This window comes from Arthrobacter sp. KBS0703 (genome assembly GCF_002008315.2).
Lineage (GTDB): Bacteria > Actinomycetota > Actinomycetes > Actinomycetales > Micrococcaceae > Arthrobacter.
Window position 1 is genome coordinate 1,983,797 of the sequence record NZ_MVDG02000001.1, and the last position, 15,380, is coordinate 1,999,176.

9 protein-coding genes and 3 pseudogenes are annotated in these 15,380 nt (G+C 65.6%); 9 read left to right on the forward strand and 3 right to left on the reverse strand.

The window, feature by feature from the left end; translation table 11 throughout:
* Positions 1 to 115: 115 nt before the first annotated feature.
* Positions 116 to 383: pseudogene (locus B1A87_RS24965) on the forward strand (BCCT family transporter); the annotation flags it as partial.
* 395 nt (positions 384 to 778) lie between these two features.
* On the opposite strand, the pseudogene B1A87_RS09420 reads toward B1A87_RS24965, so the two are convergent.
* Together B1A87_RS09420 and B1A87_RS09425 are read right to left on the reverse strand one after the other, a co-directional pair.
* Positions 779 to 1,156: pseudogene (locus tag B1A87_RS09420) on the reverse strand (FAD-dependent monooxygenase); the annotation flags it as partial.
* 671 nt (positions 1,157 to 1,827) lie between these two features.
* Positions 1,828 to 2,526: a TetR/AcrR family transcriptional regulator gene (locus tag B1A87_RS09425; RefSeq protein WP_078026905.1), complete on the reverse strand. Its 699-nt coding sequence runs from the start codon at positions 2,524 to 2,526 to the stop codon at positions 1,828 to 1,830.
* A 230-nt stretch (positions 2,527 to 2,756) separates the two neighbouring features.
* Here B1A87_RS09425 and B1A87_RS09430 point away from each other — a divergent pair, with 230 nt between their 5' ends.
* From B1A87_RS09430 to B1A87_RS09455, 6 genes are all read left to right on the forward strand, one after another.
* Positions 2,757 to 4,268 (forward strand): amino acid permease, encoded by a 1,512-nt coding sequence (locus tag B1A87_RS09430; RefSeq protein WP_078026906.1) that lies wholly within the window; start codon positions 2,757 to 2,759, stop codon positions 4,266 to 4,268.
* 46 nt (positions 4,269 to 4,314) lie between these two features.
* Positions 4,315 to 5,202, forward strand: a complete 888-nt coding sequence (locus tag B1A87_RS09435; protein ID WP_078026907.1) for an urea amidolyase associated protein UAAP1 — start codon at positions 4,315 to 4,317, stop codon at positions 5,200 to 5,202.
* Complete coding sequence (locus B1A87_RS09440) at positions 5,199 to 5,906, forward strand: urea amidolyase associated protein UAAP2 (RefSeq protein ID WP_221937569.1); 708 nt, start codon at positions 5,199 to 5,201, stop codon at positions 5,904 to 5,906. The genes B1A87_RS09435 and B1A87_RS09440 overlap by 4 nt, the downstream gene beginning before the upstream one ends.
* The gene (uca, locus tag B1A87_RS09445; RefSeq protein ID WP_078026908.1) at positions 5,903 to 9,607 is read left to right on the forward strand and encodes an urea carboxylase; all 3,705 of its coding nucleotides are present in this window, start codon (positions 5,903 to 5,905) and stop codon (positions 9,605 to 9,607) included. The genes B1A87_RS09440 and uca overlap by 4 nt, the downstream gene beginning before the upstream one ends.
* A complete protein-coding gene (gene atzF, locus B1A87_RS09450) occupies positions 9,604 to 11,499 on the forward strand; it encodes an allophanate hydrolase (protein ID WP_078026909.1) in 1,896 nt (631 codons plus the stop codon). Before uca ends, atzF begins: the two co-directional genes overlap by 4 nt.
* A gap of 266 nt (positions 11,500 to 11,765) precedes the next feature.
* On the forward strand, positions 11,766 to 12,197 hold the full coding sequence (locus tag B1A87_RS09455; protein WP_078026910.1) for a DUF309 domain-containing protein: 432 nt from the start codon (positions 11,766 to 11,768) through the stop codon (positions 12,195 to 12,197).
* A gap of 242 nt (positions 12,198 to 12,439) precedes the next feature.
* Here the strand turns inward: B1A87_RS09455 and B1A87_RS09460 are convergent, their stop codons facing one another.
* Positions 12,440 to 13,057, reverse strand: a complete 618-nt coding sequence (locus B1A87_RS09460; RefSeq protein WP_078026911.1) for a dihydrofolate reductase family protein — start codon at positions 13,055 to 13,057, stop codon at positions 12,440 to 12,442.
* Between the two features lie 824 nt (positions 13,058 to 13,881).
* Between B1A87_RS09460 and B1A87_RS23795 the strand changes: the two genes are divergently transcribed.
* Together B1A87_RS23795 and B1A87_RS09470 are read left to right on the forward strand one after the other, a co-directional pair.
* On the forward strand, positions 13,882 to 14,085 hold the full coding sequence (locus B1A87_RS23795; RefSeq protein WP_260680772.1) for a hypothetical protein: 204 nt from the start codon (positions 13,882 to 13,884) through the stop codon (positions 14,083 to 14,085).
* 302 nt (positions 14,086 to 14,387) lie between these two features.
* Positions 14,388 to 15,367 (forward strand): annotated as a pseudogene (locus tag B1A87_RS09470) (IS481 family transposase).
* Positions 15,368 to 15,380: the final 13 nt, after the last annotated feature.

Sequence of the window (15,380 nt, forward strand, 5' to 3'; positions counted from 1 at the left end):
CCGATGGAAATCCCTTGGGCCCGGGAAGGCACTCCTCTATTGAGTGCCATTGACCCCTCGGTGGCCTAGCCTCGATTTTTATTCGAATGCCGATCTTCTACCGGGCCTGGTGGATCTCTTGTTCGTCATCGTCATGATGTCGGTTTGCTTTCCCCCTCACCAAGGACCTGCGTCGCCATCCCCTACTCCTTGCGACGCCGACTGGCCACGTCCGTAGTGGAACGGGCCATCCGCACGGCGTGGAACAACACGGCGGCGTGCAGTTCGACCTCGTAACAAAGCACGACCGCGCCGAAAAGTGCCCCGACTCGGACTGTCTGGGAGGGACTCCCACGGGGAGCATCCCAACCGTCGAGACCCGGCGTCCCCGGCCTAGACACTAAACAGCCGCGCACCGTAAATAAGAACCCGCCTAGGCGGCACGCCACTTTCCCTGCCCGTGCCGCCTAGGCAAACCCACCACCAACGCATAGCAAAGGTTACCTACATGTCCCAGCACCACGGCCAAGAACATCCTCCGGGTCAGCAGCGAAGGGAAGGATTTCGTGAATATCCAGTCGGAGTCCTCAAGTCCAGTGACTGTTCGGCTGCAGCTGGATGGGGGCTGCAATTGCCAACACGACCGCCCCGGCTCCTATGTTGACAGTGACCTTGGTCCCCATTGCCGGTGGCATTGCAAACCTGGGAGCTGCCGCCCGGAGGCTTCGAGGGCATGCATTCACATTCTAAGCCCGGCCGCCCATTGGAGGAGATCTACGTTGTCACCGAGGGCATGGGCCTGCATGGAGACGTTCATACACTGGCCGGCCTTGGCACTGTGCGTGTGGCACGCGTCGCCGGTAATAAACACGCGGGGCGTCCGCGAACCGCGATCCCCGGGCAGGACGTCGTCGAACCTGTCAGTGAGCCGGTGCCCCACTTCGTAGACGCTGTGCCACGCCACGTTGCGCACGTCCAAGGTGTAGGGGTGAAGGATATCGTCGGCCTTCTGAATAATTTTCTCGATGGTGGTGTTGCGCACCGCGCCTTTGTCGTTGGGATCCACTTCGCCAAGGTCAACGTACATCCGGAAGAGGTGGCCGCCTTCCCGCGGGATCAGCAGGATGCTGCCACCGGCACCGGACTGGATGGCGCACTTGGTGCGGATATCCGGGAAGCAGTCACCTCTCCACTCATCGGGGTCGATGTCTGATCCCGACCTGTAACGACCATCCGGGTACTCCTCGCGACGGCGTTCGAAGTTCCACTCCGGGTGCGCGAAATACTGCACGGCTCGCTGTCCACGGTGTCGCGGAGGATCGACCTTGACCCCATTCAGTGGCCGGACGTACACAGCCGAGAAGCGGTTCAAGTTCTTCGTGATTCGGTAGGCAAGACCAACGATTGCCCGCGTGTAATCAGGGGCGTTATCGCTGAGCCGGCTCAGCAAATAGTCCTCGACGATGCCGTCTCGAAGTCCCCAGGAATGAGGACGAAGTTGGGATGGTCTATGTAGTTGACACAAGGAATCCCCGAGGCGCCCGCTTCCGTCCGCTAGATGTTCGGCGGGCATGGTGGCCGCGGGACTAACGGCACTCCTGGTACCACGCTGCCCGCGCCGTCGACGACGCGGGCAGGACCTGGCAGACGTCGCTCTGTCCCTTTGCCACCCCGAACTCGCGATGTCGGACGTGGCCAAGCGGACCCTCCCTGACGGCGGTCCTTATATGCTCGCTGACGATTTTTGCGATGACTGAGAACTACGACAACCGGTGGCGGGGAACAGCCCTGTCCCGCGCATGGCCGGGTCGTTGGTATCCCAGACCCATTGGAGTCGGGACCCGGGAGTCAAGGAACCTGGATGCCTCGAAACTCCCTGATCAGGTACGCGCTGTGCTCCCTGACCTTCCCCAGATCCGCCGAGAGCCCGGCGAGCACGACGCCGGCGTCGGCCGTCTGGGAGGCCGAATCAGCGTCGGCGAGCCCATCGGCGCGAAGATTGATGACAGACTCCACCAGACGGAATGCGAGCTCGCCGAGGGGCGCGCTGCCAGCGCCGCGGGCTGCAGGAAGAAGTTTCTCAACCCGTTGGCCAAGGTCCCGGTACAGCTGACGTAGCTCGCGCCTGTCCGCCATGAACGGCTCGAAACGCTCGGCGCGCGCCTCCGGAAGGTGGTACAGGATGCCGAGGTTCCAACGGGCATTGCACAACAGACCCGCGTCATAATGAGCGACGGCGTGCAGCGCGGCGGCCGCCGTCACCGCGTCTGGCGGCCGCGGCGACGACCAGATGGCCCTCGCGAAGTCCAGACCACCGGTCACAGTGCCTTTCAGCAGCTCGCCCAAGATGTCATCCTTCGTGCCGAAGTGATGGTAGAGCGATGACTGTCGCATGCCCACGGCATCGGCGATCGCCCTCGTGGACGTGTTCGCGAAGCCTTGACCTGTAAAGAGTTCCGCGGCTGCATCGAGGATTTCGTCCCGGGCGGTGGCCCCCGGGCGAACTGGCTGCTGCTTGCGGGGTCGTCCCGGTCCGGCTGAAGTCACCCCACATTCTTACACCGCAGATGGGTCCAGCATGCGCCGCCTGCCCAGGGCCGGAATTCCGGTGAGGATTTGTTCACGGGCTTGAAACACAGCGAAATCTACCTTTTACAGGGGTGAAACGGAATCGGGACACCGTGCTGGAAAACTATCAATTGACCGGTATTTCGGAGGGGCCGTGCTGCGGCTACCCCGATTGGTCACCAGCCCCCGTTCCAGACACGGAGAAACCGATGACTTCCACCCTTTCGACGGCGTCCGTCCACGCGGACGATGCAGACCTGACGTCGCTCGGCTACCAGCCGGCATTGCACCGCAAACTTGGCCGCTACGCTTCCTTCGCCGCAGGATTTTCGTTCGTCTCCATCCTGACCACGATCTTCCAGCTCTTCGCTTTCGGCTATTCATTTGCGGGGCCTGCGTTCTTCTGGACCTGGCCGGTTGTGCTGATCGGCCAACTGCTTGTGGCCCTGAACTTCGCGGAACTCGCAGCCAGGTACCCACTGTCCGGCGCCGTCTACCAGTGGGCCCGGCGAATGGGTGGCGAACTGGTCGGCTGGTTCGCCGGCTGGTTCATGGCCATCGCCCAGGTTGTCACCGCGGCCGCAGCCGCAATCGCACTCCAGGTGGTCCTCCCCCAGTTGTGGGATGGCTTCCAGCTTGTCGGCGGCGATCCCGCAATGGCCACCGTCACCGGCGCCGCCAACGCGGTAGTCCTCGGCGCCGCACTCCTCGTGGTCACCACGGTCATCAACTGCCTGGGCGTCAAACTCATGTCACACGTCAACTCCATCGGCGTGACCTGCGAAATCGTCGGGGTGGCCGCCGTCATCCTCGCACTGATTTCCGCCGCCCAGCGCGGACCCGATGTGGTGGCGGACGTCAGCGTGGTGGCCGGCTCGGACCTCGGGGCCGTGGGGGCGTTCCTCGTCTCCGGCCTCATGGCCGCCTACGTCATGGTCGGCTTCAACTCCGCCGGGGAACTCTCTGAGGAGACGAAGAACCCGCGCAGGACAGCACCCCGCACCATCCTTTCGGCCCTGATCATTTCCGGTATCGGCGGCGGGCTCATGATCATCACCGCACTCATGGCCGCACCCAGCCTCGATGACGGACGCCTCGCCACCGAGGGCCTGCCCTACGTGCTGACCGCCGTCCTGGGAACCTTTTGGGGCAAGGTCCTCCTGGTGGACGTCGCCGTCGCGATCTTCGTCTGCACCCTGGCCATCCAGACGGCCGGATCCCGCCTGGTGTTCTCGATGGCACGGGACGGCAAGCTTCCCGCCTCCGCACTGCTCTCGAAGGTCCACCCGAAACGCGGCACGCCGATGTGGCCGTCTATCGCCATTGGCGGCCTCGCCGTCGGAGTCCTCGCCATCAACATCGGCAACGCCTCCCTCTTCACCACGCTCTGCAGCGTCTGCATCGTCATGGTCTACGTGGCATACCTCCTGGTCACCGTTCCGCAACTGCTCAGCCGCCTGCGCGGAGACTGGAACCGGGTGGGACAGACCATGCCAGCCGGGCTGTTCTCGCTCGGACGCTGGGGACTGCCCGTCAACATCCTGGCCGTCCTCTACGGCGCCCTGATGGTGGTAAATCTCGCCTGGCCGCGCCCCGAGGTCTACGACCCCAGCGGCGAAAACGGGCTCCTGCTGTTCTCCGCACCGCTCATGGTCGGGGCCGTGCTGCTCCTGGGACTCTGGGTGCGCAGCCGCAAATCCTTAAGCGTGCCCGCAGCGTAGGCACTTACCACTGTTGATCAACAAACACCACACAGAAATGACTGACATGACACAGACCCGCGAATCCCGAAAGACCGCCGCAGGTACCGCCACCACGGCGGGTGCGCGCGCCCATGCCCGCGCCCAGCACGGACGGACCGCAGGCACCATGATCCACGTCCCCGCGGCCACGGCACCCGAACGCCTGACGGCCGGGCTGGCGGCTGAGGCCGCGGCGTCACTCATCTGGGCCGAGTCGCTCGCGTTCGGCCGGTACACGCATCTGGAACTGGCCCGCGGAACCAGGATCCGGCTCACCGATACGGACGGCGATGCCTGCGTCCATGCCGTGCTCTTCCGGGCCGGAGCGAGCTCCGAGCGGATCAACGTCGCGGACACCGTAAAGGTCCCCTGGCAGGCCTACCTTGGGCCGGGCCATCCGCTGCTCTCCGACGCCGGCCGGCTGATGGCGACCGTCGTTGCCGACTCCTCAGGAAGGCACGATGCCCTCACCGGAACCACCAACGTTGCAGGCAACCAGGCGAAATACGGTGCAGGCTCCGCGCACAGCGCGTCACCCGCTGGCCGCGAGCTGATAACTCTCGGCGCCCTCAAACACGGCATCAGCCAGCGCGAAGTGCCTCCATCGGTTTCCTTCTTCAAGGGCATCACTGTCGACGCGGACGGTGGCATCCGGTTCACCGGCAGCGCCGGTGCCGGCACTACCGTCGAACTTCTCCTGCACATGGACGCGGTTCTGGTGCTGGCCAACACGGCCCACCCGCTGGACCCGCGGCCAGACTTCACGGGAAGCACCGTGGACATCGTTGCATGGCAGGCGCCCGAAGACCTCGAAGCCCTCGCCGCGGGGAACCTGGGATTCAAACCCGGACCCGAACACCTGCTCGCCCTCCAGAACACCGAACTCGACTTCACTGCAAGGACTTCCGCATGAACACCCGCACCGTTACTTTCCAGCCGGAAACAAGCCAGCCCGGACAAGGTCTCCAGCCGGACGCCGCAACCGCCGCCCTGGTCCCCGGACATGTGGTCTTGGACGAATATGTCGAAGCCCGCGGACCGTGGTCTGCCGTGGTGGAAGCCGGGGACGCCCTCACCATCGTGGACCTTGAAGGCAACCAGGCCGTGGACTGCCTCCTCTACGCGGCCGATGAGACCGCCACGCGCTACTCCGCCGCCACAACCATCGCCGCGCAGCGGTCCATCTTCCTGACCACCGGATCCGTGCTAAGAGCGGACAGCGGCGAAGCGCTCATGACCGTCGTGGCCGATGAACTCGGTGTCCACGACACCATCGGTGGAGCCTGTTCACAGGAATCGAACACCCTGCGCTACGGCCAACACACGCACGAACAACATGCCTGCGTGGAAAACTTCCTCATCGAAGGCTCCAAATGGGGCCTCGGAAAGTCGGACCTCGTCTCCAACATCAACTGGTTCATGAACGTGCCCGTGGACCCCGACGGTGCCCTCGGAATCGTGGACGGGCTTTCAGCGCCCGGCAAACGCGTGGCACTCCGCGCCGAGGCCGACACACTGGTCCTTGTCTCCAACTGCCCCCAGATCAACAACCCCTGCAACGGCTTCAACCCCACGCCCGTCCGCATGATCGTCACCCGCCCGGAGGCCTCACGATGAACCGTTTCGGTACCCTCCTCGTCGCCAACCGCGGCGAAATCGCATGCCGGATCATCGAATCCGCACGGAAGATCGGGCTGCGGACCGTGGCCGTGTTCTCCGAGGCGGACCGCGGCGCCAAGCACGTGCGCCTCGCCGACGAAGCCGTGCTGCTGGGCCCGGCACCTGCCAAGGAGTCCTACCTCCGGGTCGATGCCATCCTGGCCGCGGCGGCGGCCACCGGAGCCGGCGCTATCCACCCCGGCTACGGCTTCTTGTCCGAGGACGCCGGGTTCGCCGAGGCCGTGGAAGCCGCCGGGCTCGTCTTCGTTGGCCCTGCTCCGGATCAGCTGCGGATCTTCGGCACCAAGCACACTGCCCGGGACGCCGCCCAGCGGGCCGGAGTGCCCATGATCGCCGGTTCGGGACTGCTCGAAGACCTCGACGCAGCCGTCGCGGCCTCCGCCACGATCGGCTTCCCGCTGATGCTCAAGGCCACCGGAGGAGGCGGCGGCATCGGCATGGCCGTCTGCCGCACCGAGGCCGAACTGGCCGAGAACTACGCCCGGGTGGCCCGGCTTGCCAGCTCGAGTTTCGGCACGGCCGGCGTCTTCGCCGAGCGCTACATCGAACACGCCCGCCACGTCGAGGTACAGATTTTCGGCGACGGCGAAGGCCGCGTGGTCAGCCTCGGGGACCGCGACTGCTCCCTGCAGCGCCGGCACCAGAAGGTCCTCGAAGAAGCGCCCGCGCCGGACCTGCCGGCCGGGCTGCGCGAAGAACTGCACCGCAGCTCCCGTGCACTCTGCGCCTCCGTGGGCTACCGCTCCGCGGGCACGGTGGAGTTCGTCTACGACCCCGTGCGGCAGGAAGCCTCCTTCCTCGAAGTGAACGCCCGCCTGCAGGTGGAGCACCCGGTCACGGAAGCCGTGACCGGCGTCGACCTGGTGGAATGGATGCTCAACCTGGCGCAGCAGCAGCCCGTGCTGGACGGCCTCCCGGACAGCCTCCCGGTGACCGGCCACGCCGTGGAAGCACGGATTTACGCGGAAGACCCGGCCCGCAACTTCCAGCCCAGCGCCGGAACGGTCACCAACGCCCAATACCCGGGCTCCGACGTCGTCCGCGTTGACGCCTGGGTGGAAACCGGCAGCGAGGTGTCCACCAGCTACGACCCGCTCCTGGGCAAGCTCATCTCCTTCGGCGCTAGCCGGGACGAAGCCCTCGACTCCCTGTCCGACGCCCTGGCGCAAACCCGCATGGACGGCATCGAAACCAACCTCGGCATGCTGCGCTCCGTCACCGGACTGGACGTGGTCCGCACCGCCACGCACTCCACCAGCACCTTGGACAGCGTGGGCGACCCCGAACCCCGCCTCACCGTGGAGCGCTCCGGCCTGCAAACGAGCGTTCAGGACTGGCCAGGACGGACCGGCCTCTGGCAGGTGGGCGTTCCGCCGAGCGGCCCCATGGACGACCTCTCCTTCCGGCTGGGCAACAAGGCGCTGGGCAATCCGGAAGGGGCGCCCGGACTTGAATTCACCATGGCCGGACCGGCGCTGCGCGTCACCCACGCCACCACCGTCTGCGTCACCGGCGCCGAGGTGACCGTCACCGTCAACGGACAAGCTGTTCTGGCCTGGGAACCGGTCACGGTTCCCGCCGGCGGCGTGCTCGACGTCGGGTCGGCCGAGGGTGCCGGGCTGCGCGGCTACATCCTGTTCGAGGGCGGCCTGGACATACCGACCTACCTCGGCAGCGCTTCCACCTTCACTCTCGGCCAGTTCGGCGGCCACGGCGGGCGCGTGCTCCGCGCCGGCGACGTGATCCGTACTGTAGGCGGAACGGCACCTGACACGGTGCCCGTGCCGGTCCCGGCCGAAAGCCGCCCCGCCTTGACCAGGCAGTGGGAGCTCATGGTGGTGGAAGGACCGCACGGCGCCCCGGAGTTCTTCCAGCGCGAGGACATCAACGAACTTTTCGCATCCTCCTACGAGGTGCACTTCAACTCGGCCAGGACCGGCGTCCGGCTGATCGGCCCGAAACCGCGCTGGGCACGGAACGACGGCGGCGAGGCGGGCCTGCACCCCTCCAACATCCACGACACCGCGTATTCGGTGGGCGCCTTGGACTTCACCGGGGACACGCCCATCCTGCTCGGCCCCGACGGTCCCAGCCTCGGCGGGTTCGTCTGCCCGGTCACCGTTGTGACGGGCGAGCGCTGGAAGCTCGGCCAGCTCCGGCCCGGTGACATTGTCCGCTTCGTTCCGGTGAAGACCGTCCAGGCGCCGTCCGCCAAAGAGCTCGGACCGACCCGGCAGCACCTGATCCTCCCCGGCGGAAGCCCCGCAGGCGCCGGCGTCCTGACGGACATCCCTGCCGCCGTCGGGCGTTCCGGTTCACTCGGCGACGGCGACGACGGCGTGCTCGGCCGCGTGCCTGCCGGGGACGGCCGCCCGGCGGTCACCTACCGCCGCTCCGGGGATGACAACCTCCTGGTCGAATACGGCGACATGGTGCTTGAGCTCGGCCTTCGTGCCCGGGTCCACGCCCTGCACCAGGAGCTCGAGAAGCTGCGGATCCCTGGCATCGTGGACCTGACGCCCGGCATCCGGTCGCTGCAGGTCAAGGCTGACCCGTCCGTTCTTCCCTCCTCGCGCCTGCTGGGCATCGTGCGGGAAATCGACGCAGCCTTGCCTGCCAGTTCCGAGCTGGTGGTTCCGAGCCGCACGGTCAGGCTTCCGCTGTCCTGGGATGATCCGGCCACCCGTGAGGCGATCGAGCGGTACATGGCGGGCGTGCGCGACGACGCTCCCTGGTGCCCGTGGAACATCGAGTTCATCCGCCGGATCAACGGTCTGGACTCGGTGAACGACGTTTTCGACACCGTTTTCAACGCCGACTACCTCGTGCTCGGGCTGGGCGACGTCTACCTGGGCGCTCCCGTGGCCACGCCGCTGGACCCGCGGCACCGCCTGGTCACGACGAAGTACAACCCCGCCAGGACCTGGACCCCGGAAAACGCCGTGGGCATCGGCGGCGCGTACATGTGCATCTACGGCATGGAAGGTCCGGGCGGCTACCAGTTCGTCGGGCGCACCACGCAGGTCTGGTCCCGGCACGCAACGGCCGCCCCGTTCGAGCCCGGATCACCGTGGCTGCTGAGGTTTTTCGACCGGATCTCCTGGTACCCCGTCAGCCCGGAGGAACTCCTGGACCTGCGGGCGGACATGGCAGCCGGCCGAGGACGGGGCGTGGAGATCGAGGACGGAACCTTCTCCCTGGCCGAGCACGAGTACTTCCTCGATGAAAACAGCGATTCCATCGCCGCTTTCCGTGCACGACAGGAAAAGGCCTTTGCCATCGAACGCAAGGCCTGGGAAGACGCCGGCGAGTTCGACCGCGCGGAAAAGGCCGTCGCCATCGCCCCGCCTTCCGAAGATGTTGTGGTTCCCGGCGGCGGAACCCTGGTCAGCTCGCCGTTCGCGGCGAGCGTCTGGAAGGTGGACGTCGCCCCCGGAGACAAGGTGGTGGCAGGCCAGCCGCTGGTTTCCATCGAAGCCATGAAAATGGAAACCGTGCTCACCGCACCCAGCGACGGAATCGTGCAGCGGGTACTGCCCATCGCCGGATCCCAGGTGGTGGCGGGCGAGCCGCTCGTGGTTCTCGAAGCGGCCGAACTGGACGAAAACGACCTTGTTCTCGAAGGGAGCGCGGCATGAGCGGCGTCAACGAATCTGCCACCACCCGCGTGACGGCGGCACTCACCGCCATCGACGCCGTCGACCGGCCCGAGATCTGGATCAAGGTCCGCAGCCGCGACGACCTTCTGGCAGAGGCCGCACGCATTGACGCCGCACTGGAGGCCGGCACCGAACTGCCGCTGGCCGGACTCCTGCTGGCGGTCAAAAACAATGTGGACGTCGCCGGAGTGATCACGACGGCGGGGTGCCCCGGTTTCGGCTACGAGCCCGCGGAAGATGCCGTGGCAGTGGCGCGGCTGCGTGCCGCCGGCGCCCTCGTGCTGGGCTCAACGAACCTGGACCAGTTTGCCACCGGCCTCGTGGGAACCCGGAGCCCGTACGGCGCAGTCCGCGATGCGCGGCGGCCGGAGCGGATCTCGGGCGGCTCCAGTTCGGGGTCCGCCGTGGCCGTGTCTCTGGGACTCGTGGACATCGCCATCGGAACGGATACCGCCGGCTCCGGCCGGGTCCCGGCCGGGCTGCAGGGAATCGTGGGAATCAAGCCCACCCTGAACGTGGTGTCGACGGCGGGAATGGTGCCCGCCTGCCGGTCCTGGGACACCGCCACCATCCTTGCCCGTGACCTGGATACCGCGGAACTGGCCATGGGGATCATGGCCGGGGAATCGCGGACGTGGCCTGCGGACATCCGCCTGGCCGCACCCGCACGGCCGCGGGTGGCCTACCCGGCGGCGCTCCCGGCACTGCCGGATGCATGGGCTGCCGAGTTCGGCGCCCAGATCGAGCGGCTGCGCTCAACCGGAGTTGACGCCGAGCCGATCGAACTGGACGTCTTCCTCCAGGCGGCCAGGCTGCTGTACGACGGCGCCCTCGTGGCCGAACGCCATGCCGCCGTCGGAAACTTCATCGACGCCGCGCTTGCCAGTGCCGGGTCCGGAGGAGGGTCCGCCGTCGGGCTGGACCCAACGGTCACCGGCATCATCAGCGCGGCGGGCCGCGTGCCCGCCCACCAATATGTCAGCGATACCGCGGCACTGGAGGAGCTACGCCGGGAAGCCCTGTCCCGGCTCGCGGGATTTGATGCCCTCATCGTGCCCACTACGCCATTTCACCCAACGCTGGCCGAGGTTGCGGCCGACCCGGTGGGAGTCAACTCAAGAATGGGAACCTACACTAACTTCTGCAACCTTTTCGACATGTGCGCAGTGGCGGTGCCCGCCGGTACCGTCGCAGACGCCAAAGGCGATGGAGTCGCCCAGTTCGGCTTGACCGTGGTGGGGAAGACGTTCGACGACGGCGTCGTGGCCGACATCGCCCGAAGGATCGAGGCAACACCCGACCTCCCGGCCCTGTTTGCCTCCGGTGCTGCACCAAACCGAGCCTCAGCATGCCGGCTGCCGTGGCCCGTGGCTGCCGGCTCGGCGGCAGTGCCGCTCGTGGTGGTTGGCGCCCACCGCAAAGGCCAGCCGCTTGTCCACGAACTGGAGGGTCGTGGCGCACACTGGGATGGTCAGGTTCGTATGGCTCCCCGATACAGGATGGTTGCGCTGGACACACAGCCCGCCAAACCGGGCGTTGTGCGTTCCGACAATGGGGCAGAACTGGTGGCAGAGCGGTGGCTGCTGTCCGAGGCCGCCCTTGGTTCTTTCCTCTCCGGGCTCCCCGAGCCCATGATGCTTGGATCTGTGCTGCTCAGTGACGGGTCGTCAGCGGTGGGTTTCGCCTGCGATGCCGTCGCGGCATCCTCTGGCCGGGACATCACACACTTCGGTGACTGGCTGGCCGCCCAGGCCGCTGAGCTGGAAGCAGATCCCTTGCCCTCCTCTGCGGCAGCAGACAGCGTTGGACGCGGCATCTGGCTCGAGGCGGGCAAGGCACTGGTCAGGGGCCTACAGCGGGGGCACCGGTAAGTTCAACTGAAGTGGGGCAGTACCTCCATTACTTCAATCTTGGGTCAGAGCAGTCGTCCCACTTCCTTGGAACGGAGACTGTTCAGCGCCCGCCAGTCCCCTACGCGGTAAGTGGCGGGAGCCCGCGTAATTTCCGTGTCTCATAGGTTGTTCCAAAAGTCGCGTCTCAGACGAGCGTGCGGAAGCAACTTTCTATACGGTGCGGGTCGTAGCATTGGGCGTATGAAGGTTGGTAACGTCCAGGGCCACTTAGGGCGGAAACGCCAATGACCGGTGACAGGGACCGGGATGCTTCAAGGCGCCCGCGGCAAGCCCGGCCACGCGACGCTCTTGGGCGGCCGCTGCCGTACGGAAGCGCCGGCGTCGAGCCGGTCTCGGAGGAGCCACTGCCACCGGCGCAGACGTTGGTCTCGGCCCGGAGTCTGGTGGAAGCTGGCCGCCCGTTCGCCGCCCATGAGGTACTCGAGGCCCGCTGGAAAGCTGGGCCGGCAGAAGAACGCAACCTGTGGCAAGGTCTCGCCCAGATCTGTGTCGGACTCACCCACGCCGCCCGGGGGAACAGCGTTGGCGCGGTCCGGCTCTTCGAGCGCGGCGCGGCCCGACTCGAGGAGTACGGTTCCGGCGAAGGGCCGACCTACGGGCTCGACTTGTCGGCCGTTGTGAATTGCGCCCGTGATCGCATGCGTACCGGCCGCTGAATCGGGGATCGGCATCCTCGCGCCAGGCGGCTGATTCACCATTTCCGGGGACTGCTGGGGGTGTATTTCTCCCATATGGGGAAGCACCGCCGACCCCTTTGTCTTCAAAACCAATGAATTCTCAGGACTCCTCCCGCGCTGACGCCACCCGTCATCTGCACGGCCGTGGGGGTCCTCTTAGACGGTCCTCCACCGCGAGACATTCCAGCCCCAGAAGGAGCAGCAGTAGGACCACCGGGGATCTACGCTCCCGGCTCGTATGTCCCGTACCTGGGAAGACCCGCCAACTCATAGACGTGAACTGCCAAGCCGCCCGGCGTCGTCTCATTGCTGATCACCCGCAGCCCAGCCGCGGCGCCTCCCTCAGGAAAGAGTCGCCGGCCATTGCCCAACACGACCGGCGCGATCACCAGGCGCAACTCGTCGAGCAGCCCTGCGGCCAAAAGCGACTGGGCCAAGGTAGCACTGCCGTGAATCTGCAACTCCCGGCCGGACTGCTGCTTTAGTTCAGAGACTTGCGCGGCAATTTCTCCCGACAGGATCGTCGTCGGAGCCCAATCCGCTGTCTTCAGGCTGCGGGAGGCAACGTACTTTGGGAGTCCATTCATCTTTTCCGTGAACGGATCATCAGGGTCGGTAATCCGCGGCCAGTCCCGCGAAAAGTTGTCGTAGGTACGACGGCCAAACAGCAACGCATCGGCCTGGCCCAGCCAGTTCGCGGCCAGTTTCACGAACTCCCCGTCCAGGTGCGGCACGAACCAACCTCCCTTGTTGAATCCGTCGCTGGTGTCCTCATCTGGGGATCCAGGACCCTGGGAAACACCATCCAGGGTCAGGAACTGCGTCAGTGTTAGTTTCATCGTCTATCCCCCCTCTCGGTACTTGAACTCGTCCGGCCTCAACGCTACCCGCGTGCCTTTGGATGCCTGGCCATGTTCCTTTCGCGTCCAGAATCACAAACTGCCAAAGCAGCCGAAAGTTTAGCCCCGCAGCTGTATCCCGTCAGCGAACAAACCCCGAAATCGAGCGCTTCGTCACGTCCGCATGGGGCCTGCAGGGCTTCCGGCATCAAGTGTCCGTAGACCTGCTCTGTCGTCCGGGGGGCAGTGTGACTGACCCCGCGGCCCGGACACCCATAGGGGTCGTTGTGTAAAGTTGTTGCCTCAGGCAATTGAGCTGGCGGCGCCTGCACGGCCGACATTCCCGGGGCTCCGATACGCCGGCGATATCTGGTGGATAACCGGAAGGCACTTCTTCACAGGTCCCTGATCAATCCCGGCGGCGTCGCAGGGTTTTCCGGCTCCTCGAAATGTCAGCACCCCGCCCCTACGACGGTCAACCCCAGTCGAAGGAACAGGTGGTCTCAGGTGAACGAACAAGGCAGTGGACGGGTCAGTGTATCTAGCTGGTGAGTCAATGTTGAGATGAGTGTCCAGCTTCCCTCAGGTTCTGTCCCGCTCACCCGCGAAGGACTACGATTCTGCCGGTCGGCTGGGGCAGCGCCTTCTCTGACAACAACTGAAACGAGGAAACAGACATGTAATGCCTGCCATGGTTCGCGCCCATCCTTCCCGGCAAACTTGAGGCCTTCAAGGAACTGGACGCCGAGACCCAAGGACCCCGGAAGGAAGAATTTCGGCTGTCTCGGCAGCGGATGGGGATTGTCCGGGACGTGGTCAGCCATATGGCTACGCCTCAAGGCGATTTCGCCTGCATCTTCCGGGAGGGGGAGGACATCGCCATGGCTTTACGAATGGCCGCCACCTCCGAGGATCCCTTCGATGAGTGGTTCCGTAGCAAGATCGCCGAGATTCGTGGCATTACGCCAGACATGCTCCAGGGACCGCCTCCCGCCACGTTATATGTGGACTACCGGGCAGACGGCTGAACTAGGACATCGGGACGGCCCTGCCCGACACTTGCAACGACGCTCGGCCTTGGCGGACGCGGACGAGGACGAGCTGGTCAGACAGACAGCGGTCTACCTTGCCGAACGCCAGCCCGTCGAGGACTTCCCGCCAATGCTTGACCTTCTCGAGGTTGATGGCCAGCTACGAGGACTACCCCGAACACATCCGGCATCGGCTCGGCCCCTAGCTGTACTGAGTCAGGACGTTGGTTACATCGTGAATAGGTGAAGACCTCTTAGGTTGGTGGTTACCACACACAGCCAACGACTAAGAGGTCTTCATGATCCACCGTAATGCCCGCCTGACCCCGACCGGTAGACGGATCCTTGTCGAACGCGTCCTGAACGGCCGTCCGATTGCCCATGTGGCCAAAGAACTGGGCATCTCGCGGACCTGCGCCCACCGCTGGATTAGCCGCTACCGGGCCCACGGCTGGGAAGGGCTGCAGGACCGCAGCTCCAGACCAAAGTCATGCCCGCACGCCACTCCGGGGAAAGTCGTTGCCGAGGTCCTGACAAAACGCGTAGAGCACCGCGAGGGGCCGGCCAATCTGGCATTGCGTTGCGGGGTCAGCGCCCGGACGGTCTCTCGGATTCTGGCCCGTGCCGGCATGCCGCGGCTGTGGGACCTGGACCCGGTGACCGGGGCCCGGATCCGCGCTTCCCGTGCCACTGGCCGCCGCTATGAACGCGACGGCCCGGGGGACATGATCCACGTCGACGTCAAGAAACTCGGGCGGATCCCCGAGGGCGGAGGCTGGCGGGCCGACCCTTCCCAGGGCCCGGCTAACCACCGCAGATCACACCAGAAGCTGGGTTTCGACTACGTCCACGTGGCCGTCGATGACTACACCCGCTTCGCCTACGCCGAGGTCCTTCCCGACGAGAAGGGCCCGACCTGCGCCGGATTCCTCACCAGAGCTGCGGCCGCCATGGCCGCCAACGGGGCGCCGGTCAAACGGGTCATGACCGACAACGCATTCGCCTACCGGCTCTCCCGCGATTTCCAGGACGCCCTAACTGCGCTGGGCGCTAAACACATCCTGATCAAACCCCGGCATCCCTGGCAAAACGGCAAAGCAGAACGCTTCAACCGCAGCGCACCCTGCAGGAAGGCTGGGCCTACCGGCAACCATTCACGTCCAACCAGGCGCGCACCGACGCCCTGCAGCCATGGCTAAACTTCTACAACAACCACCGGCCCCACGGCAGCCTCGGAGGCAAGCCACCCATCAGCAGGTGCAACCAACCTACTGGCTGAGTACAACTAGGGC

Excerpts from the sequence above, each read along its gene's own strand:
- B1A87_RS09455 (WP_078026910.1), top strand. The coding sequence starts at position 11,766 with ATGACCGGTGACAGGGACCGGGATGCTTCAAGGCGCCCGCGGCAAGCC.
- B1A87_RS23795 (WP_260680772.1), top strand. The coding sequence starts at position 13,882 with ATGGCTACGCCTCAAGGCGATTTCGCCTGCATCTTCCGGGAGGGGGAG.
- atzF (WP_078026909.1), top strand. The coding sequence starts at position 9,604 with ATGAGCGGCGTCAACGAATCTGCCACCACCCGCGTGACGGCGGCACTC.
- B1A87_RS09430 (WP_078026906.1), top strand. The coding sequence starts at position 2,757 with ATGACTTCCACCCTTTCGACGGCGTCCGTCCACGCGGACGATGCAGAC.
- B1A87_RS09435 (WP_078026907.1), top strand. The coding sequence starts at position 4,315 with ATGACACAGACCCGCGAATCCCGAAAGACCGCCGCAGGTACCGCCACC.
- uca (WP_078026908.1), top strand. The coding sequence starts at position 5,903 with ATGAACCGTTTCGGTACCCTCCTCGTCGCCAACCGCGGCGAAATCGCA.
- B1A87_RS09440 (WP_221937569.1), top strand. The coding sequence starts at position 5,199 with ATGAACACCCGCACCGTTACTTTCCAGCCGGAAACAAGCCAGCCCGGA.
- B1A87_RS09460 (WP_078026911.1), bottom strand. The coding sequence starts at position 13,057 with ATGAAACTAACACTGACGCAGTTCCTGACCCTGGATGGTGTTTCCCAG.